The organism is Epilithonimonas sp., assembly GCF_032055105.1.
Classification (GTDB): domain Bacteria; phylum Bacteroidota; class Bacteroidia; order Flavobacteriales; family Weeksellaceae; genus Epilithonimonas.
Map to the genome: position 1 here is coordinate 20,251 of NZ_DAMBRK010000010.1, position 18,158 is coordinate 38,408.

The 18,158-nt window shown below is 34.2% G+C and carries 23 protein-coding genes and 1 other RNA gene; 4 read left to right on the plus strand and 20 right to left on the minus strand.

The features are described from left to right. Positions 1 to 3: 3 nt before the first annotated feature. Positions 4 to 285 (minus strand): F0F1 ATP synthase subunit epsilon, encoded by a 282-nt coding sequence (locus RTY06_RS09885; RefSeq protein ID WP_312824591.1) that lies wholly within the window; start codon positions 283 to 285, stop codon positions 4 to 6. An 85-nt stretch (positions 286 to 370) separates the two neighbouring features. Next, positions 371 to 1,879: a F0F1 ATP synthase subunit beta gene (atpD, locus tag RTY06_RS09890; protein WP_312824592.1), complete on the minus strand. Its 1,509-nt coding sequence runs from the start codon at positions 1,877 to 1,879 to the stop codon at positions 371 to 373. A gap of 160 nt (positions 1,880 to 2,039) precedes the next feature. On the opposite strand from atpD, the gene RTY06_RS09895 reads away from it, so the two are divergent. Beyond that, positions 2,040 to 2,966, plus strand: a complete 927-nt coding sequence (locus RTY06_RS09895; RefSeq protein ID WP_312824594.1) for a bifunctional riboflavin kinase/FAD synthetase — start codon at positions 2,040 to 2,042, stop codon at positions 2,964 to 2,966. Here the strand turns inward: RTY06_RS09895 and RTY06_RS09900 are convergent. The 13 genes from RTY06_RS09900 to RTY06_RS09960 all read right to left on the minus strand — a co-directional run bounded on the left by RTY06_RS09900 (position 2,963) and on the right by RTY06_RS09960 (position 12,580). Next, entirely contained in the window at positions 2,963 to 3,316 is a 354-nt protein-coding gene (locus tag RTY06_RS09900; protein ID WP_312824595.1) for an MmcQ/YjbR family DNA-binding protein, read from the minus strand. The genes RTY06_RS09895 and RTY06_RS09900 overlap by 4 nt on opposite strands. A gap of 85 nt (positions 3,317 to 3,401) precedes the next feature. Next, the gene (locus RTY06_RS09905; protein WP_312824597.1) at positions 3,402 to 4,064 is read right to left on the minus strand and encodes a histidine kinase; all 663 of its coding nucleotides are present in this window, start codon (positions 4,062 to 4,064) and stop codon (positions 3,402 to 3,404) included. Positions 4,065 to 4,153: 89 nt separating this feature from the next. Next, positions 4,154 to 4,876 carry a 3-deoxy-manno-octulosonate cytidylyltransferase gene (gene kdsB / locus RTY06_RS09910; RefSeq protein ID WP_312824598.1) on the minus strand — a complete coding sequence of 241 codons (723 nt, stop codon included), beginning with the start codon at positions 4,874 to 4,876 and terminating at the stop codon, positions 4,154 to 4,156. Between the two features lie 21 nt (positions 4,877 to 4,897). Further along, complete coding sequence (locus RTY06_RS09915; protein WP_312824599.1) at positions 4,898 to 5,368, minus strand: RES family NAD+ phosphorylase; 471 nt, start codon at positions 5,366 to 5,368, stop codon at positions 4,898 to 4,900. After that, on the minus strand, positions 5,368 to 5,841 hold the full coding sequence (locus tag RTY06_RS09920; RefSeq protein WP_312824600.1) for an antitoxin Xre-like helix-turn-helix domain-containing protein: 474 nt from the start codon (positions 5,839 to 5,841) through the stop codon (positions 5,368 to 5,370). The genes RTY06_RS09915 and RTY06_RS09920 overlap by 1 nt, the downstream gene beginning before the upstream one ends. Before the next feature lie 59 nt (positions 5,842 to 5,900). Next, positions 5,901 to 7,154, minus strand: a complete 1,254-nt coding sequence (locus RTY06_RS09925) for an aminotransferase class I/II-fold pyridoxal phosphate-dependent enzyme (RefSeq protein WP_312824601.1) — start codon at positions 7,152 to 7,154, stop codon at positions 5,901 to 5,903. 193 nt (positions 7,155 to 7,347) lie between these two features. After that, a complete protein-coding gene (locus RTY06_RS09930) occupies positions 7,348 to 9,066 on the minus strand; it encodes a phospho-sugar mutase (RefSeq protein ID WP_312824603.1) in 1,719 nt (572 codons plus the stop codon). 19 nt (positions 9,067 to 9,085) lie between these two features. After that, entirely contained in the window at positions 9,086 to 9,802 is a 717-nt protein-coding gene (locus RTY06_RS09935) for a GIN domain-containing protein (protein WP_409450840.1), read from the minus strand. Between the two features lie 62 nt (positions 9,803 to 9,864). Next, entirely contained in the window at positions 9,865 to 10,314 is a 450-nt protein-coding gene (locus RTY06_RS09940) for a copper resistance protein CopD (RefSeq protein WP_312824604.1), read from the minus strand. A 2-nt stretch (positions 10,315 to 10,316) separates the two neighbouring features. Beyond that, a complete protein-coding gene (locus RTY06_RS09945) occupies positions 10,317 to 11,270 on the minus strand; it encodes a glycosyltransferase family 2 protein (RefSeq protein WP_312824606.1) in 954 nt (317 codons plus the stop codon). A gap of 5 nt (positions 11,271 to 11,275) precedes the next feature. Further along, positions 11,276 to 11,704, minus strand: coding sequence for a PIN domain-containing protein (locus RTY06_RS09950; RefSeq protein ID WP_312824608.1), 429 nt, complete (start codon positions 11,702 to 11,704; stop codon positions 11,276 to 11,278). Continuing rightward, the gene (locus tag RTY06_RS09955; protein ID WP_116033545.1) at positions 11,704 to 11,949 is read right to left on the minus strand and encodes a DUF6364 family protein; all 246 of its coding nucleotides are present in this window, start codon (positions 11,947 to 11,949) and stop codon (positions 11,704 to 11,706) included. Before RTY06_RS09955 ends, RTY06_RS09950 begins: the two co-directional genes overlap by 1 nt. A 43-nt stretch (positions 11,950 to 11,992) precedes the next feature. Next, positions 11,993 to 12,580 (minus strand): DUF4199 domain-containing protein, encoded by a 588-nt coding sequence (locus RTY06_RS09960; protein WP_312824609.1) that lies wholly within the window; start codon positions 12,578 to 12,580, stop codon positions 11,993 to 11,995. Between the two features lie 145 nt (positions 12,581 to 12,725). On the opposite strand from RTY06_RS09960, the gene ffs reads away from it, so the two are divergent. Beyond that, an RNA gene (ffs, locus tag RTY06_RS09965) (signal recognition particle sRNA small type) lies at positions 12,726 to 12,823 on the plus strand. 71 nt (positions 12,824 to 12,894) lie between these two features. Here ffs and RTY06_RS09970 read toward each other — a convergent pair. The 3 genes from RTY06_RS09970 to RTY06_RS09980 all read right to left on the minus strand — a co-directional run bounded on the left by RTY06_RS09970 (position 12,895) and on the right by RTY06_RS09980 (position 15,464). Further along, complete coding sequence (locus tag RTY06_RS09970; protein WP_312824610.1) at positions 12,895 to 13,578, minus strand: metal-dependent hydrolase; 684 nt, start codon at positions 13,576 to 13,578, stop codon at positions 12,895 to 12,897. An 11-nt stretch (positions 13,579 to 13,589) separates the two neighbouring features. Further along, complete coding sequence (menA, locus tag RTY06_RS09975) at positions 13,590 to 14,522, minus strand: 1,4-dihydroxy-2-naphthoate octaprenyltransferase (protein WP_312824611.1); 933 nt, start codon at positions 14,520 to 14,522, stop codon at positions 13,590 to 13,592. A gap of 105 nt (positions 14,523 to 14,627) precedes the next feature. Next, positions 14,628 to 15,464 (minus strand): 1,4-dihydroxy-2-naphthoyl-CoA synthase, encoded by an 837-nt coding sequence (locus tag RTY06_RS09980; protein ID WP_312824612.1) that lies wholly within the window; start codon positions 15,462 to 15,464, stop codon positions 14,628 to 14,630. Positions 15,465 to 15,624: 160 nt separating this feature from the next. Here RTY06_RS09980 and RTY06_RS09985 point away from each other — a divergent pair, with 160 nt between their 5' ends. Then, positions 15,625 to 15,831 (plus strand): hypothetical protein, encoded by a 207-nt coding sequence (locus RTY06_RS09985; protein WP_312824613.1) that lies wholly within the window; start codon positions 15,625 to 15,627, stop codon positions 15,829 to 15,831. Here RTY06_RS09985 and RTY06_RS09990 read toward each other — a convergent pair. Then, positions 15,815 to 16,306 (minus strand): DUF4920 domain-containing protein, encoded by a 492-nt coding sequence (locus RTY06_RS09990; protein WP_312824615.1) that lies wholly within the window; start codon positions 16,304 to 16,306, stop codon positions 15,815 to 15,817. The genes RTY06_RS09985 and RTY06_RS09990 overlap by 17 nt on opposite strands. Before the next feature lie 183 nt (positions 16,307 to 16,489). On the opposite strand from RTY06_RS09990, the gene RTY06_RS09995 reads away from it, so the two are divergent. Further along, the gene (locus RTY06_RS09995; RefSeq protein WP_312824618.1) at positions 16,490 to 17,305 is read left to right on the plus strand and encodes a head GIN domain-containing protein; all 816 of its coding nucleotides are present in this window, start codon (positions 16,490 to 16,492) and stop codon (positions 17,303 to 17,305) included. A 75-nt stretch (positions 17,306 to 17,380) separates the two neighbouring features. On the opposite strand, the gene RTY06_RS10000 is transcribed toward RTY06_RS09995, so the two are convergent. Next, on the minus strand, positions 17,381 to 18,157 hold the full coding sequence (locus RTY06_RS10000; protein ID WP_116033534.1) for a zinc ribbon domain-containing protein: 777 nt from the start codon (positions 18,155 to 18,157) through the stop codon (positions 17,381 to 17,383). Position 18,158: the final 1 nt, after the last annotated feature.

The following is an 18,158-nucleotide window of genomic DNA, read 5'->3' on the forward strand; positions in this document are numbered from 1 at the left end:
AATCTATTCGCAAAGAATTATTCCTTTATCATTATTGAATTCTAGCACTCCGCTTTTGATCTCATAAGAATAAGATGATTTAGCTTCAGTTTCTTTGGTAAGGTATTTTTGGTAAGCAGAACCTACTTTTTCAGTATAGATTTTTACTTTTCCACCAACCAAAGCCGATACAATCGCAGCGTGATTTTCAAATATCTGGAATTGTCCTCTTTTTCCAGGAAGAAGAACAGATTCTACTTCACCTTCAAAGATTACAAATTCCGGAGTTAAAATTTTTATATTCATTTTTTATGAAATTATAGATTGTAGATTTTAAATTATAAATTATTGAAATTCAATCTAAAATCTAAAATTTGACATTTAAAATTTCTTAAGCGTTTTCAGCAAGCATTTTTTGTCCTGCAGCAATCGCTTCTTCGATAGTTCCTTTCAAGTTGAATGCAGATTCTGGATATTGATCCAATTCTCCATCAATGATCATATTGAATCCTTTGATAGTATCTTTAATATCAACCAAAGATCCAGGAATACCTGTAAACTGCTCAGCAACGTGGAAAGGCTGAGATAAGAATCTCTGTACTTTTCTAGCTCTGTAAACTACTAATTTATCTTCTTCAGACAATTCTTCCATACCAAGGATTGCAATAATATCTTGCAATGCTTTGTATCTCTGAAGAATCTCTTTTACTCTTTGAGCACAGTTATAATGTTCTTCACCGATAATCTCAGGAGCCAAGATTCTTGACGTAGAAGCCAATGGATCTACCGCCGGATAAATACCTAATGAAGCAATTTTTCTATCTAATACCGTAGTTGCATCCAAGTGAGCAAACGTAGTTGCTGGAGCAGGGTCAGTTAAATCATCCGCAGGTACATAAACCGCTTGTACGGATGTAATAGATCCGTTTTTAGTTGAAGTAATTCTTTCCTGCATCGCACCCATTTCAGATGCCAAAGTTGGTTGATAACCTACCGCAGATGGCATACGACCAAGAAGTGCAGATACCTCAGAACCAGCTTGTGTGAAACGGAAGATGTTATCTACGAAGAATAATACATCTCTACCTTGTCCGCTTTCTCCACCATCTCTGTAATATTCTGCCAAAGTCAAACCAGACAATGCTACTCTAGCTCTTGCTCCTGGTGGCTCGTTCATCTGTCCGAAAACGAAAGCAGCTTTAGAATCTTTCATAGCTTCAAGATCTACTTTAGAAAGATCCCAACCACCATTTTCCATAGAGTGCATGAAATCATCACCATATTTGATAATTCCTGATTCCAACATCTCTCTCAAAAGGTCATTTCCTTCTCTTGTTCTTTCTCCTACTCCTGCGAATACAGAAAGACCACCGTGTCCTTTTGCAATGTTGTTAATCAATTCCTGGATCAATACTGTTTTACCAACACCAGCTCCACCGAACAATCCAATTTTACCTCCTTTTGCATAAGGTTCAACAAGATCGATAACTTTGATACCTGTGAAAAGAACTTCAGCAGAAGTTGATAACTGGTCAAATTTCGGTGCTTCTCTGTGGATTGGCAAACCTCCTTCTTTAGATAAAGACTGAATTCCATCAATAGCATCTCCAACTACGTTGAAAAGACGTCCGTTAACACCTTCTCCGATTGGCATTGTAATTTGAAGACCTGTCCCAGTAACTTCTTGTCCTCTCTGAAGTCCATCGGTAGCATCCATTGCGATACATCTTACCATATCTTCTCCAATGTGTTGCTCTACCTCCAATACTACTTTTTCACCATTAGATTTAATGATTTCTAAAGCGTCATATATTTTTGGTAATTGTTCAACTTCATTAAAGACTACGTCAATAACTGGTCCAATAATTTGTGAAATTTTTCCTTTAATTTGGTTTGCCATTACTAAATTTTTACTTGTGCGCAAAGATAATAAAAGTTTGCAATTCTGCATTGTCAGAAAAAAAGATTTTTATCATATTTGTATGACAATTTTTAACACCATATTTAGGTGTATTTTTACACAGGCAGACTTAATTACTTTTTGCCAAAAAATTCAGAATTTGAAAATCATCAGAAATCTTACAGATTACCAGAGCAAAACGCCACTAGCATTATCATTAGGAATGTTTGATGGTGTTCACCTTGGGCATTTATCCATCATTAATCAATTGAATGAGATTGCAGAAAAAGAAAACCTTGAATCTGCTATCTTAAGTTTTTGGCCACATCCAAGAAAGTTTCTCAATCCTGATGATGATGTCAAAATGCTTAATACTTTAGAAGAAAAATTAGAACTCCTTGAAAAAAGTGGAATCAAGAATATTTTTCTAAAGACATTTGATGAAGAATTCCGAAATCTTACAGGGACAGAATTCTGCGAACAAGTTTTAATCGAGAAACTCAATGTTAAACATATTATAATAGGTCACGATCATACGTTCGGTAAGAATAAAAGCGGAAATTTTGAACTATTAAAATCTCTTTCTGATGAATTAGGTTTTGAAGTTAATCAATTAGAAGCTGTCCAGAGCAATGACCTTAATATTAGTTCTACAAAAATCAGAATTGCTTTATCAGAAGGCAAAATCAAAGATGCTAACAAAATGTTGGGATACAGTTATCCTTTGACAGGAAAAGTCATCCACGGAAAGAAATTGGGTAGAACAATTGGTTATCCAACAGCCAATATCGAAGTTCCGTTGAATAAATTGCTTCCGAAGAAAGGAGCTTACATTGTTGAAGTTTGGATTGATGATCAATTCTATAAAGGAATGTTGAGTATTGGAACCAATCCAACCATTGATGATAAGAATGAATCTTTACATACGGAAGTTTATATTTTGGATTTTGACCAAGATATTTATGATAAAGAAATCACAATTAAATTCAGAGATTTTCTTCACGATGAAATTAAATTCGAAGGTTTGGAAAAATTGATTGAAAAATTGGATTTAGATAAAAAATTGACTGAGGAATTTCAGTTTTAAGAATTGTTAATTTCCGCTTGTAACTTTTTCGTCAAAGATTTGAAAACCAAATCGTAGGAATGGTCAATTAATTTCAAAATCAATTCTTTTTTAAGACCTTCACAAAGAACTGAATTCCAATGGTTTTTATTTAAGTGAAATGCGCCAGCAATCTGGAAGTATTTTTCTCTGAGTTCCTCGCTCCAAGCTGGGTCGGTTTTTACAGAAAATGTTGGTTGAGAACTTTCCAAAGGCAGAAACAAAAATATCTTTCCTCCGACCTTGAACACCAATGTCTCATTATCAAAAGGAAAACCTTCTGTTACAGCTTTTTTGGATAGACAATATTCGCGGATTTCCTCGATTTCCATTTTCTTTAATTTAACAATTTAGCAATCTATTAGTATAAAAATGAATTTAAATTCTCTACTACTACATTGATAAATTGTTACACTTTTAAAACTTAAAAGTATTCTTAGGCAATTCTTTATTGATTTCGATTTTATTAATCATCATTACATAATCGCTGTCTTTTTTAAGCGAAGACGACTCGATTCTGTAAGGCATTAATAAGTTTCCTACTTTTCTGTAATCAGAATAAGTCAACGTTTCATCTTTCTTGATTTCACGGTACAGCGAATAATTTTTGACATCAAAGTAATAAATGGTCTTATTAACGTTTTTTGTCAATTCTACTTTGAAATAAACTTGTTCTCCGATTTTTTCTTTTCCTAGAAGTTCAGCTTCAAAACCTTTGCTTTCGTAATCAATAAAATCATTATCAAAGTTTTCAGGAACATAATCATTATATTGTGTAAGCTTGTTCTGAGCGTAATTCATCGCATAACCATTCTTTCCGTCATAACCTTCAACAGGTGTTTCTTTTCCGGCTATAAGGATAGCTGTTTTGGTAAGATTTGGGCGTTGCTGGTAGATTTTCATCAGATAAGAATCATTCACGCCAAGCGTTACTCGTCCTTGTATTTGAACCGTATTCAGGAGTTTCCATTGGGTAAGACCTCCCGAATTTTCGATATTTCTATCGATGATTTCCTTTGCGGTTTGTGCAAAAATAATTTGTGAAAATATAATAGCAAAAAGGACAATTATTCTGTTCATTCAAAAATTTTAGGATTTCAAAGATAGGATTTTTATTAAGTTTTGAACTTTTTAATGATATTAAATCTGACTAAAAACGACATTAATCATTATATCAGCAGTTTGGCTTTCTCCAAATCTTCCGGAGTATCAATCCCAATTCCTATAAAATCCGTTTCTACCATTCTAATTTTCATACCGTTTTCCAAGTAGCGTAATTGCTCCAATTTTTCCGAAATTTCCATAGGAGTCATTTCCAAAGAAGAGAATTTAATCAAGGCTTCTTTCCTGAAAGCATAAACGCCAATGTGTTTGTAATAGTTGACATTATAAGATAATTCTCGGTGAAAAGGAATCACAGAACGGCTAAAATACAATGCAAATCCATTATTATCAGTAACGACTTTTACGTTATTCGGATTCTGGATTTCCTCCGATTCTTTTAATTGAATTTTCAATGAAGCTAAAGAAACTTCTTTTTTATCATCGTTAGAAAAGGCATCAATTAATTGTTTCAAAGGTTCTTTTTTGAGAAAAGGCTCATCACCTTGAACATTGATGACAATATCACAATCGATGTTTTGAACAGCTTCCGCAATTCTGTCGCTTCCTGTTTCGTGTTCGCCTGTCATCACCGCTTTTCCTCCGTATTTGGAGATTTCATCAAAAATCAATTCGGAATCTGTAGCCACAAACACTTCATCAAACAAACCAGTTTCGACAACATTCTGATAAGTGGTTGTAATAATGGTTCTGTTTCCCAAAATCTCCATCATTTTACCTGGAAATCTTGTAGAATTATAACGAGCAGGAATAACTGCGATAACTTTCATATTTAATTTAATTATGAATTATCAGGATTGATATTGTTTAATAATTTGTTCCAACCTCTCATCAGGTTCAAAATCTAGAACATCTATTAATTTAACTTTTTTAAAATCTGGATGAAAGGTATTGATTACAACATTATAATTTTCTGGAACCACCGCCGACGGAACTTTTAAGCCCAATTCTTCTCCATTTTCAAACCAAATATCACCGATTTTTTGACAAGCTGAATAATTTCGAAAATCTCTCCAATGTTTTGTTAATTCTGAAGAAGTTACAATTTGAAAGTCTACTGTATCAGGAATTTTAATAATCATTATTTTAAAATCTTTATTAAATCCCAAGCCTTTTCTATGCGCCAATGTTTCTAAATAAGCCAAAGAAATACTTTCTGCAGTATAAAGAACTTTTTTTCCTTCAGAGTTCCATCTTCCCTCTAATCCACTTGCAAAAAGAGAATCAGCATATCTTTTATGAACAATTCTAAATACTAACATTAGACAGGATAACCTTGTGCTAATTTTTCTATCTCTTCGTAGATAAGATCTACACCACCAGAAGTTGAAATAAAATCAATCGGTTTATCTTCTGAATTCCAAAAAGGACGGTTCATCCAAAGTCCAAATTCTTCTAAACTCCCCAAAATTTCTTTTCCAAAACTGTATAAATTGATTAGTTTCAAAAGATGCTCACTATAGATTGGATCTAATTCTTTTTCCTGATCTCTATAATTACTTATGGTTCTTGGAGATAGATTAATCACAGATGCCAGTGTTTTTTCTGGCATTTTTATAGCATCGGCTAGAGAATAAAAAACGTCTGTTCTAAGACCTTCTCTTGCTTTTTTCAAGAGTTTATAGTCGTCTTTTATAGCAAACTTATGAAACACAGAGTTGATGGTTCCATAAGCCGCTATAGGTTCTTCTACTCGATTTTTTTTTGAATTATTTTTTTCTTTGTTTGTAATCATTTCACTTTGCTTTCCACAAAGATAGAATTTTTTCCAAATACAAATCGAATTTTTTCCAATTATTTTAAATTTTCTAAAGCTTGTTTTAATTTAGGAAGACAATCCTTAATATCATCCAAAGAACAACCTCCAACAGAAGCTCTGAACCAAGGAACCAACTTATCATTTCCAAAAGCTGAGAACGGAACTAAAGCCATTCCTGCATTATTAATCAGATAGAAAACTAAATCTGTAGAATCTTCCAAAACTTTTCCGTCCGGTGTAGTTTTACCCAGATAATCCAACTTGATGGTTAAATAAAGCGCTCCCATTGGCGAGATACTTTCCACTGCAAAACCTTTAGATTTCAAATCTTGGATTCCTGCGTGAAGTTCTTTCAAACTTGTGTTCAGTTTTTGTTTGTAATCATCTAAGAATGTATCCACTGCAGAATCATCAGCTAAAAACTCAGCAACAGCTTCCTGTTCAGGTTTTGGCGCCCAAGCTCCAACGTGAGTTAACAAAGCTTTCATCTTGTCAATCACCAAACTCGGTCCAAATCCCCAACCTACTCTAACACCTGTCGCTGCAAAACATTTAGACGTTCCGTCAACATAAATAGTGTAATCTTTCATTTCAGGGAAAAGACTTACCGGATTGTAATGGTCTGAACCAAAAGTCAACATTGCGTAGATTTGGTCATACATCAAGTAAAGCGGTTTTTCGTCTGCTCCTCTCCTTTTATTTTCTTCCAAAACCAATTCGCAAATCTCAGACAATTGCTCTTTTGTGAACATTGTTCCGGTTGGATTCAGCGGAGAACAAAGGCAAAGTAAAACTGCGCCTTCAAGATGTGGTCTCAAATCTTCCGCTGTTGGTAAGAAATTATTAGATTCCTGAGTTTGAACTTCAACCGCATTAGCAGTTGTCAAATAAGCATAATGATTGTTATTCCAAGAAGGAATCGGGTAAATCACTTTATCGCCTTCGTCAACAATCGTTTTGAAAACTGCATAAATCAAAGGTCTGGAACCAGCCGTAATTAAAATATCATTAGCTGAATAATCCAGATTCCAACGTTTTTTCAAGTCATTGCTAACAGATGCTCTCAAAGATTGCAAACCGTTTGCTGGTGGATAATTTGTAAGATTATTTTTATAAGCTTTCTCAATTCCTTGTTTCAACTCCGATGGAATTGGATAGATGTTAGAATTAAGGTCGCCAATTGTAAGATTTGAGACTTGTGCTCCTTTGGCTTTCAAATCGTTAACTTCATTTCCGATTTTTATGATTTCTGAACCAATCAGGTTAGATGCGAGTTTTGATACTTTCACTTATTTATTTTTTGATGTTTTTCCGAAACTTAATTCAGATTTTTACTTTTTATGATTTACAAAAGTCTTAAATGCAACTGAGTAAATCAAATTACATAACAAAAAAGTTCTCAAAACTAAATTAAATCAGTAATTGAGAACTTTATGTTAAAAATATTTTAGATTATATTTCTATTCTAATAAAAATTTTCAATTACAGATTCAAATCCTGTTTTACCTTAGCAATCTTCTCTTCAAGCTTAGGAAGTTTTGTAACAAAATCTTCTTTGGAAGAAATGCTGTCTTTCACCGAAACATAGAATTTGATTTTTGGCTCGGTTCCGGAAGGACGCACGCAAACTTTAGTTCCGTCTTGGGTATAGAAAATCAACACGTTAGACTTTGGAATATCGTCCATCACTTTTTTCTCGTTCTTAGAAACTACGAAACAAGTCTGCTCTTTGAAATCCTTCACTTCTTCTACAAGAGAACCCGCAATTTCTTTCGGCGGATTACTTCTGAAATCGCTCATCATTTGGGTGATTTCTTCAGCTCCTGTTCTACCCTTTCTTACGACATTAATCAATCCTTCGTAATACAATCCAACTTCTTTGTAGATATCAATCAAGTATTCATAAATGGTTGTTCCATTGGCTTTACACCACGCAGCGATTTCACAAGCCGTTAAAATAGAACCACAAGAATCTTTGTCACGAACGAAATCTCCGGTCATAAAACCGAAACTTTCTTCACCGCCACAAATGAATTTTTCCTGACCTTCAAAATCGCGAATCATTTTTCCAATCCATTTGAAACCCGTTAGTCCAACTTTGCAATCTACTCCGAATTTCTCTGCAACATCAAAGAAAACATCAGAAGTCACAATCGTAGAGCCAATGAATTCTTTTCCTGTGATTTTTCCAACTTTTTTCCATTGGTCAAGGATATAATAAGTCAAGATTGTGTTACATTGATTTCCATTCAATAATTGGATTTCGCCTTCAAGATTTCTAACTGCAATTCCTAATCTATCACCGTCTGGGTCTGTTCCAATAACGATATCAGCATTAGTAATTCTAGCCAAATCCATTGCCATAGAAAGCGCTGCTGGTTCTTCCGGATTCGGAGAAGCGACTGTTGGGAAATTTCCACTTGGAATCATTTGCTCCTGAACCAAATCTAATTTAGTAAATCCGGCTTTTTTCAATGCCTTCGGAACTGTTGTATAAGTTGTTCCGTGGATAGATGTGAATACGATGTTCAGATTGTCTCTTCCTACATTTTGGTAAAGAGAATTTTCCATACAAGCATCGATATAAACATCATCTTGGTCTTCGCCAACCCATTCGATTAGGTTATCATTTCCATTAAATTTGATATCCTCAAACTTAGTCGCATAAACTTCTCTGATGATATTTTCATCATTAGGAGGTACAATTTGTGCACCGTCATTCCAATATACTTTGTAACCGTTATATTCTGGTGGATTGTGAGAAGCCGTCAAAACGATTCCTGCGTTACATTTTTTATCACGAACGGTGAAAGATAATTCCGGAGTTGGACGGTGTTCTTTGAACAACAGAACTTTGATTCCGTTCGCTGTCAAAACATCAGCAACGATTTTCCCGAATTCTTTTGAGTTATTACGAACGTCATAAGCAATTGCTACTTTAATCTCGCCGGAAAACTGCTGATGAAGATAGTTCGCAAGTCCTTGTGTAGCTTGACCTAATGTATATTTGTTAAGACGATTGGTTCCAACGCCCATTACGCCACGCATTCCTCCAGTTCCGAATTCTAATTCTCTGTAAAAAGAATCTTCCAAATCCGGTGAATTTGAATCAATGAGGGCTTGAACAGCTGTCTTGGTTTCGAGGTCGAAAGCATCAAGAAGCCAAAGTTTTGCTTTATCTAATGTTGATAATTCTGACATTATTTTATAGTTTTTTGTTTTAATTCAATTTATTGTTCTCTAAAGTCGCTTTTTCAGTTACTTTCAGTTTCTTCGAAGGATTTCCGTAATAAACCAATTTCGAAGTATTACCGATTTTTCCTTTGATTTCTTCATCTACACTCAGTTCTGCATAATTTCCGTTCTGAGATTCGATTTCCAAATCTTTGATATACCAATATGGCGAAATAATACTCGCAGTATCCTTGATATTAAGCTTGGCTAAAGTTGTTTTTCCCAACAGATTAGCACGACTTTTATTTGTCATTTCGATCTCCGATTTCTCTGAAATCACTGAACCGATAAATTTAGCATTATCTTTTAAATGAAGCGCGAAATTTTCGACTTTCATTTGGCTTGAGATGTTAAGTTCTACAGAATCAGCTATTTTAATCACATCAAAAGGATTTTTTCCATAAATCGTGATATTGTAAAAATCCACTTTATCCGTTTCGTTTTTCTCCGAGATTGAAAGATTTTTATCCTTAACTTCAATATTAAGATTATCGAAGAAATTAGGATAAGTTTCTACATTCACAAAGTTATGCTGACTCTGAACATAAAACACTCGGAATTTTCCTTTTAAGTCTAATTTTGAAAACTCAGAGAGTTCAATATCTTTTGATTGAATTTCTCCTTTTGGGGATACTTTTCCACAAGAAATTATTATTATCGAAAAGATAAAAAGATATGTAAAGGAATTAATAATTCGTTTCAATTGAGTAATTTTTATTCGAAGCAATTTACAATTATTTTCAGAAAATCAGAAGATGACTTTAATCAAAAAGAAAGTCCGTCGTATCTCACGAAACTTCCCAATAAAAGCATCAGAACACCGATTGTTGTAACCGACAAAATGTGAAAAGCCATTAATGGTAGAGTTTTAGCCGTCAGTTTTGGAATCACAAAGAAATTTGCACTGATTGCAAACAATACAGTTATCAGAAGTAAAATCAATTTTAAGGAAATCACAGTTTCTATTGGATTCGAAAAATGAAACCAATTTGAAAATCCAATTCCGAATTGGTAAGACATCCAAACGCCTGTTATAACCATCAGAAGTAACGCTGGAATTCCTATTTTCTCATACTTTCGTTCGAAATCGAGGAGAATTTCCACATCCTTTTTTTTTAAAACTTCTGGCAAAATTGTTACCGCTAAAATCAAATGTCCGCCAACCCAAACCGTAGCGCCTAAAAGATGGATAATCAATAACAAATGATGACTCATAATTAAATCATTTCTTCAATATGATAATTTTTGTGGTCGCGATTGCTTCTGATAATCAATTCGCCTAAGAATCCTGCAACGAAAAGTAAACTTCCCAAAATCATCATCGTCAATGCAATGAAAAACCAAGGATTATCAGCAATCAGATTTCCATAAATTTTGAAAATATAAACGTCAATCAGTTTTGAAACACCCAGCCAAATTGCCGACAGAAAACCTATAATAAACATCAAAGTTCCTGCTGCTCCAAAGAAATGCATTGGTCTTCCACCAAATCTGCTGACAAACCAAAGTGTCACCAAATCCAAAAATCCGCGAACAAAACGTTCCGTTCCAAACTTCGAAGTTCCATAAGGTCTTGCCTGATGCTGAACAGGTTTTTCCGTAATATTTCTGAAACCTGCATTAGCTGCCAAAACCGGAATATAACGGTGCATATCGCCGTAAACATCAATGGATTTTACAACTTGTTTCTTGTAAGCTTTCAATCCGCAATTGAAATCGTGTAGCGAAACCCCCGAAACCTTTCTAGCTGCTGCATTGAAGAGTTTTGAAGGAATATTTTTGGTCATCACATTATCGAAACGCTTCTTTTTCCAACCTGAAACAATATCGTAATTGCCTGTAGTAACCATTTCATAAAGCTCAGGAATTTCTTCTGGAAAATCCTGTAAATCAGCATCCATTGTAATAATCACATCGCCATTTACTTTTTCAAAAGCAGCGTGAAGAGCCTGAGATTTTCCGTAGTTTTTGGAGAATTTAATCCCGTGAATCTGCGGATGTTGGATTTTCATATTTTCTATGATGGACCAAGACAAATCCGTGCTTCCGTCATCTATGAACCAAACTTCGTAAGATAATTTGTTGTCTCGACAAACTTGGTCAATTCTGGTAAAGAGTTCTTCCAGAGATTCTTCTTCGTTGAGAAGTGGAACTATAATAGATAAATTCAAATGGTTCAACTTTTAAGTTTTTTATTAATGTAAATAATTGCTTCGTCAGGTGCAAAAACCGAAATTTCTGAGGTAGAGAAATCTTTCATATCACGAGTGATAATGCCTATTAAATTTTCTGTTTTATGAGCACAAAAAATCTGTACAGCATCTTCATAATCTTTATGAATTGATTTTAAACCTTTTTGCAAAATTATTTTATCTACAGAAATAATCTCTATTATTTCAAGAATTTCTGACAGAGATTTTCTCACTTTTTCTTCTGCAAAAGCTTTTTTTAAAATATAATATGAGGTTAATACCGATTGTGATGATGCATAAAGAAAAATATGTTTGTTATAAGCCAAATTGAATATCTGATTGGCATTTTCTGCAAATGGTTTGCGTTCCGATAAGAAGTCTAAAATCAGATTGGTATCTATAAAGAAATTCATTATAAATCATATTTTTCTTTATAATAATCATCTAATGCTTTATCATAATCAAAATTTTCAGGAAGTTTCAAACTACCGGCTAGCTTTTTGATTTTGGGCGAAAGTTCACTTTTATCGGATTCTTCAACCAAAGATTCCAAATATTTCTGAACCATCTCAGAAAGGCTTCTCTGTGTTCCTTTAGCGTATTTTTTTGCTTTTTCTATAACTGATTTTTCCACAGTCAAAGTCAATTTTGTTGTCATCACGTATTATTTTAGTAAAGATACGTATAAAATTGATACCAAACTATTCGTAGCGTTTTTTGTTTTTCAAAAATCCTGCAATCACGATAGACAAAAGTAAATAAAATAGTAAAACGCCTCCAAAGATAGCAGACAAAAAACTGAATGAAAAATAATTAATATTTTGCTTTTTGGCGCCATTGATACCGATGCTCATTTTTTTGTACTCATCATTCAAGCTTTTAATTTTTTCTGTATCTTTTGGGTTTATCTCCTTGATTTGCTTGTTATAAGACTCATCTAGTTTAGTCAATTCTGATTCAATATGTTGATGATTCAGCATATCTCGGGCATCTGTATCAACATAATTAAGAAACAAAAAAATCGACATAAAAGATAAAAAACCGCCAACAAATAATGTTATAAAAATCTGTTTAAATGCCTGAGGATAAGTGATTTCTCCAACATTCTTTCTCAGATAATATACAGAAAGAAATCCCATTAAACTGTAAATGAAAGTTAATCCAAACGCATTAACATTAATTGATATGTTAAAATAATCTGGTCCTGCGAAAAAATAATACACTACGAAGAATAAAAACATAGTGATTGCGTACAAACCAAAGCCAAAAGCTATCGGGTTTTTTGTCATAAATCTAATTTTTGATACTTAATTAATTAAAAAAATGAAAATTTTTAGCCTTAATAATCAATTTATTAACCTCAGTTAAGTTGATAAGTAAAGGTATTTTCATTAATTCCGTTTTTGAAATTGCAATATTTTCCTATCTTTGCACCGGCAAGTCCTAAACAACCAGCTCCTGAGAATCCTCCAGGGTGGGAACGCAGCAAAGGTAATCGGTTGTAGCGGTGTGATTTAGGTAGCTTGCCATTTTTTATTTCTATATGTTAAGAGATTAAGTAATGTTCAAGATTTTGAATTGACTTAATCTCTTAATTTTTTTGTTAGAATTCGAACTCCTCTCCTAGTTTTGGTAAAGAAAACTCGATGTTTTTATCAGAAAAATGCTTTTTAGCCTCTTCGTGATTGATTTCAATCGGTGGAAAAGTATCGAAATGACAACCAATTACTTTCGGTGTTTTCAATAATTCTGATGCAGCAAAAGCCGCTTTTCTAGGACACATCGTGTAATGTTTTCCAACTGGCAGAATCGATAAATCTAATTTCCCGAAAACCTGCGGAAACAAGCTCATTTCTGCAGTTACACCTGTATCTCCAGCCAAATAAAGATTTCTTCCATCAGCAAATCTGAAAATATATCCGGAAGCCAATCCACCGTAAGAACCGTCCGGGAAAGAACTTGTGTGTAATGCAGGAACCATAGAAATTTTCAAACCGTCTAATTTTGCAGAACCTCCGAAATTGATATCGATATTATTAGAATGTCCAAAATATCCACAAATCTCAGGCTGACCAATTACAGTTGCTTCAGGGTGATTTTCAAGAACTTCTTTTACGTCTGCGATATGGTCGCCGTGCGCGTGCGTAATCAACACATAATCGATTTTCTGAGCTGTTATATCAAAACCAGACTGCGCTTTTTGATAGTTGTAAAAAGGGTCAGAAAGGATTGTTACACCGTTATATGTGAACAAAAAACAGTTTTGTCCTAAGAATTTTATTTTCATTTTTATTTGATTTATAGATTAACAAAATTAAGTCCGACAGCCGTTAAAACAGCCATCATAAAGGTCAAGATTCCAACTTGTTTTAGAAATGGATCAAGCAATTTTGGCTCTTGAATTTTCATAATTGTTCTTCGTAATTTCATAAAAGGAAATATCAGAATCATTACGATAAATGGATAATAAAGACCTTTTTCCTGAAATCCATTGTACATTAAAAAAGCTAACATCAGCAAGATTGGAAGTTGTAGTAAAACAATCTCATAAATCATCGCCTTTTTAAATCCTAATCTCAGTGCTAAAGTTTTTTTGCCAGACAATTCATCATTTACGATGTCTCTCATATTGTTCAGATTAAGAACTGCCATACTCAACATTCCAATTGCTGAAGCTGGAATTAAAATATCATAATCAAATGATTTGGTAAACAGAAAATAACTTCCACAAACCGAAACCAATCCGAAAAAGATAAAGACAAAAATATCGCCCAATCCCATATATCCGTATGGTTTTTTCCCAACTGTATATCCAATTGCCGCCAAAATACAAGCAATTCCTAATCCGATAAAAATCCAGAATTCTCTAATATTTGTAGGATAAAAAGCAACGTACAATAAAGTAACAGTTGCTACAAAAGATAAAACCGAAAGCAATATAACTGCATTTCTCATTTGAGTCGCCGTAATTTTTCCTGAAGCTACGGCTCTACTTTCTGCTTCACCAATTCTATTTTTGTCTGTTCCTTTTACACCATCGCCATAATCATTGGCAAAGTTGGAAAGGACTTGATATAATAATGTTACGAGAAGCGCCAAAACGAAAATTCTCCAATCCCAATTTCCACCTTCTTGAGAAAGTCTCCATTTTGCAATGAAAGCTCCCATAATAATCCCACTGAGTGAAAGTGGTAACGTTCTAAGCCTTGCAGCTTGTATCCAATGTTTCATTTATTTTTTTGTAAAAAGCAAAATGTACAATGTACATTGTACAATGTTTTTTTTGTTTGAAGTTTATAAATACCTTTTACTTTGTACTTTTGACAATGTAAAATATCAAGAAATCCACTGGTCATCACCAAAGTTAGGCTTACGTTTTTCTAAGAAAGCATTTCTACCTTCTTTTGCTTCTTCTGTCATATAAGCCAAACGTGTTGCTTCACCTGCAAAAATCTGTTGACCAACCATTCCATCGTCTGTTAAATTCATAGCGAATTTTAGCATTCTGATAGAAGTTGGAGATTTAGCAAGGATTTCCTGAGCCCATTCGTAAGCTGTGTCTTCTAATTCAGCGTGAGGAATTACCGCGTTTACCATTCCCATTGCTTCTGCTTCTTTCGCTGAATAATTTCTCCCTAAAAAGAAAATTTCTCTCGCTTTTTTCTGACCAACCATTTTCGCCAAATAAGCAGAACCATAACCTCCGTCGAAACTTGTAACATCAGCATCAGTTTGTTTGAAAATCGCGTGTTCTTCACTCGCTAAAGTCAAATCGCAAACTACGTGAAGCGAATGTCCACCGCCAACTGCCCAGCCGTTAACTACAGCAATCACAGCTTTTGGCATAAAACGAATCAAACGTTGTACTTCCAAGATATTCAAACGATGTCTTCCGTCTTCGCCAACGTAACCTTGATGTCCACGTGCTTTTTGGTCGCCACCACTACAGAATGCGTGACCGCCGTCTTTTGGACTTGGACCTTCTCCTGTCAATAACACCACTCCGATTGACGAATCTTCGTAAGCATCATAAAAAGCATCATATAATTCTGAGGTTGTTTTTGGTCGGAAAGCGTTTCTGACTTCTGGTCTGTTGATAGCGATTCTTGCTACGCCATTTGATTTTTTATAGGTAATATCTTCGTATTCTTTGACGATTTTCCAGTCTGCCATTTTTTGAAAAATTTTTCCCAAATATACGCACATTAATTGGAATTGTGAAGCGGAATGATGGATGTCAGACGTTGATTTTTGCGCCAGCGCGTAAGGGATAGTAATGGTTATCCTTTTGTTTTTTTCTGGGATTTAGGTTCTATCAGAAAGACAAATGTTTATGAAAAAAAACAAAAGATATGAGTGGATAGCCCGACCCGCTTGTTTTGTTTGCCTTGCAGAAAATTTCTTTTGCAGACCAAACGTGAAAGGCAAACAAAATAAAGGGTTACGCCCAAATAAAAAAGCCTCAGAAAAATCTGAAGCTTATAAATTATATGTTGCCCCAACCCTAAAGGGAGCTTTTTTATCTATTCTACAACCTTGATTGCGCTTGCCAAAAATCTAGTTTCAGTTTTTGGCTCTGTAATCGCATCGATTTCTGCCTGAGGTTTTTTAGCATCTTCTGCGTAATGTTGCAATTCTTTTACAGAAGTGGTTTTGCTTTCCGCGTTACCTTCCAAAACAACCGTTTTGCCTTCCAAAGCCGTCGGAACGAAAAATGCGTAATCTTTCATTTTAACGAAAAAAGTTTCTCCGGAATCTGTTGCCAGACTTACCCAACATCCTTTTTTAGGACAAACTCCGGTCACTTTTCCTTTTACGGAAGTTTTAGCGATTTTTGGAGTTGCTTTTAATTCTTTATTAAGTTCATCCGTAGAAATGGCTTTTTTAACGGCTTTTGCAGAAACATCCTGACCGTAGAACTCTCCCACTTTTGCATCACCAGCCGGAGGACCGGATTGTGCAAATGCAGAAACAGAAAGACCAATCAAAACGAATGCGAATAATATATTTTTCATATGAAGTTATTTATTAATTTTCAATGGCATATGGAATCTAAACGATTTCATAAATTAGTATTTATTTTTATGATGTAAATTTAGAAAATTATTTAGAATGAGAAAAAATAATTTTTGAATGTAATGAAACAAAGCTTCCAATTGTCTTACTTATATAAAACAAAAACTATAAAAATTATTCTTATGAAAATAAAACTTTTATCCCTAGTTCTTTTGGCATCGGTTACCAATTTTTCTTGCATACAAACCAAAAACGGTTCCAATGATGTGATGTTTTCTCACCTATTATCAGATTCCGGAAAAGGTGAAGTGATTGAGAAATCTTATTCGGTTGACTTTGACGAATTGCAGATTTCGACTTCTCTGAGCGCAGAAGTTTATAAATCCAGTGAAGAAAAAATTGTTGTTTACGCACCTTCTGACCTAATGCAATATGTAGTTGTAAAGCAAGAAGGAAGAAAAGTTCAGGTAAAAATCCAATCTGAAGATAAACTGAATATATCAACCGACAGAATCAAAATTAAAGTTTATGCAAAAGATTTTGAAGGATTAGTTGCCAACTCAAGTGGAAGCATTGTTTTGAAAGATGATTTCAAATTCTCGGACCTTGATGTAAAAGTTTCAAGTTCTGGAAATATCAAAGGAAACATTAATGGTGATAAAGTGAATATCCAAGCTTCCAGCAGTGGAGATTTCAACGGAGAAATCTTGGCGAGAAGTCTTAATCTTCAAACTTCTTCGTCAGGCGGAATCAACATCAAAGGAAAAGCTGATAATGTGAGCGCACAAGCTTCTTCATCAGGAGATATCAAGGCTGAAAATCTAACCGCAGATAGCGCTGTTCTTACAACTTCTTCTTCGGCTAACATTACAATTGGTGTTCGTAATAGTTTGACGGCAAGCGCATCTTCCAGCGGAGATATCAATGTTGTGAAAAGAGGTGACCTTAACAAGATAACCAAAAACGAAAGCAGCTCCGGTTCTATTAATATCCGGTAATTATATTATTTTCTCAAACTGAAAAGAGACCTGATTTTCAGGTCTCTTTTGTTATTTATCAAAATCAAATTCTGATTAGAACTTGATAATATCTTCCATTTTAGCAGTTTCTTCGTTTACCAACTCGTCATCTACCAAGATTTTTCCAGAATGCTCATCGATAATGATTTTCTTTCTCTGAGCAATTTCCATTTGCTTTTGTGGTGGAATCGTGAAGAAAGAACCTTTTGGTGCACCTCTTTCCAATCCTACAACTGCAAGACCTGTTGATGAACCTTGACGGATTCTTTGGTAAGAAGCTAACAATCTATCATCGATTTTTTCTGCAAATTCCTTAGATTTTTCCAATAGATAATCTTCTTCTTTCTGAGTTTCAGAAATCAAATTATCCAATTCGTTTTTCTTGTGGTTCAAGTGGTTTTTCAACTCCTCGATTTTAGCATTCAAATCAGACAAAGTTTCTTTTTTGTGGTCGATTTTTCCACCGAATTCTCTGATTCTTTTTTCAGCTAACTGAATTTCCAATTCCTGATATTCTACCTCTTTTGATAAAGCTTCGAATTCTTTGTTATTTCTAACGTTATCTTGCTGTGTTTTATATTTATCAATAAGAGATTGAGCTTGTTTAATCAAGTCTTTTTTGCTGTTGATTTCAGCATTTTGCTCAGCAATTTCAGTTTCGAATTTTTGGGCTCTTTTTTCAAGACCTTCAATTTCTATCTCAAGATCTTCTACTTCAATCGGCAACTCGCCTCTTGTATTGCGAATCTCATCCAAACGGGAATCGATGATTTGCAAATCGTAAAGAGCTCTTAATTTTTCTTCAACAGAAATTTCGTTTACTTTAGCCATA

What these genes read in the sequence shown, in the direction of transcription:
- RTY06_RS09885 (WP_312824591.1), bottom strand. Translation starts at nt 285, where the DNA reads ATGAATATAAAAATTTTAACTCCGGAATTTGTAATCTTTGAAGGTGAA.
- atpD (WP_312824592.1), bottom strand. Translation starts at nt 1,879, where the DNA reads ATGGCAAACCAAATTAAAGGAAAAATTTCACAAATTATTGGACCAGTT.
- RTY06_RS09900 (WP_312824595.1), bottom strand. Translation starts at nt 3,316, where the DNA reads ATGGAAATCGAGGAAATCCGCGAATATTGTCTATCCAAAAAAGCTGTA.
- RTY06_RS09905 (WP_312824597.1), bottom strand. Translation starts at nt 4,064, where the DNA reads ATGAACAGAATAATTGTCCTTTTTGCTATTATATTTTCACAAATTATT.
- kdsB (WP_312824598.1), bottom strand. Translation starts at nt 4,876, where the DNA reads ATGAAAGTTATCGCAGTTATTCCTGCTCGTTATAATTCTACAAGATTT.
- RTY06_RS09915 (WP_312824599.1), bottom strand. Translation starts at nt 5,368, where the DNA reads ATGTTAGTATTTAGAATTGTTCATAAAAGATATGCTGATTCTCTTTTT.
- RTY06_RS09920 (WP_312824600.1), bottom strand. Translation starts at nt 5,841, where the DNA reads ATGATTACAAACAAAGAAAAAAATAATTCAAAAAAAAATCGAGTAGAA.
- RTY06_RS09930 (WP_312824603.1), bottom strand. Translation starts at nt 9,066, where the DNA reads ATGTCAGAATTATCAACATTAGATAAAGCAAAACTTTGGCTTCTTGAT.
- RTY06_RS09940 (WP_312824604.1), bottom strand. Translation starts at nt 10,314, where the DNA reads ATGAGTCATCATTTGTTATTGATTATCCATCTTTTAGGCGCTACGGTT.
- RTY06_RS09950 (WP_312824608.1), bottom strand. Translation starts at nt 11,704, where the DNA reads ATGAATTTCTTTATAGATACCAATCTGATTTTAGACTTCTTATCGGAA.
- RTY06_RS09955 (WP_116033545.1), bottom strand. Translation starts at nt 11,949, where the DNA reads ATGACAACAAAATTGACTTTGACTGTGGAAAAATCAGTTATAGAAAAA.
- RTY06_RS09960 (WP_312824609.1), bottom strand. Translation starts at nt 12,580, where the DNA reads ATGACAAAAAACCCGATAGCTTTTGGCTTTGGTTTGTACGCAATCACT.
- RTY06_RS09970 (WP_312824610.1), bottom strand. Translation starts at nt 13,578, where the DNA reads ATGAAAATAAAATTCTTAGGACAAAACTGTTTTTTGTTCACATATAAC.
- menA (WP_312824611.1), bottom strand. Translation starts at nt 14,522, where the DNA reads ATGAAACATTGGATACAAGCTGCAAGGCTTAGAACGTTACCACTTTCA.
- RTY06_RS09980 (WP_312824612.1), bottom strand. Translation starts at nt 15,464, where the DNA reads ATGGCAGACTGGAAAATCGTCAAAGAATACGAAGATATTACCTATAAA.
- RTY06_RS09985 (WP_312824613.1), top strand. Translation starts at nt 15,625, where the DNA reads ATGAAAAAAAACAAAAGATATGAGTGGATAGCCCGACCCGCTTGTTTT.
- RTY06_RS09990 (WP_312824615.1), bottom strand. Translation starts at nt 16,306, where the DNA reads ATGAAAAATATATTATTCGCATTCGTTTTGATTGGTCTTTCTGTTTCT.
- RTY06_RS09995 (WP_312824618.1), top strand. Translation starts at nt 16,490, where the DNA reads ATGAAAATAAAACTTTTATCCCTAGTTCTTTTGGCATCGGTTACCAAT.
- RTY06_RS10000 (WP_116033534.1), bottom strand. Translation starts at nt 18,157, where the DNA reads ATGGCTAAAGTAAACGAAATTTCTGTTGAAGAAAAATTAAGAGCTCTT.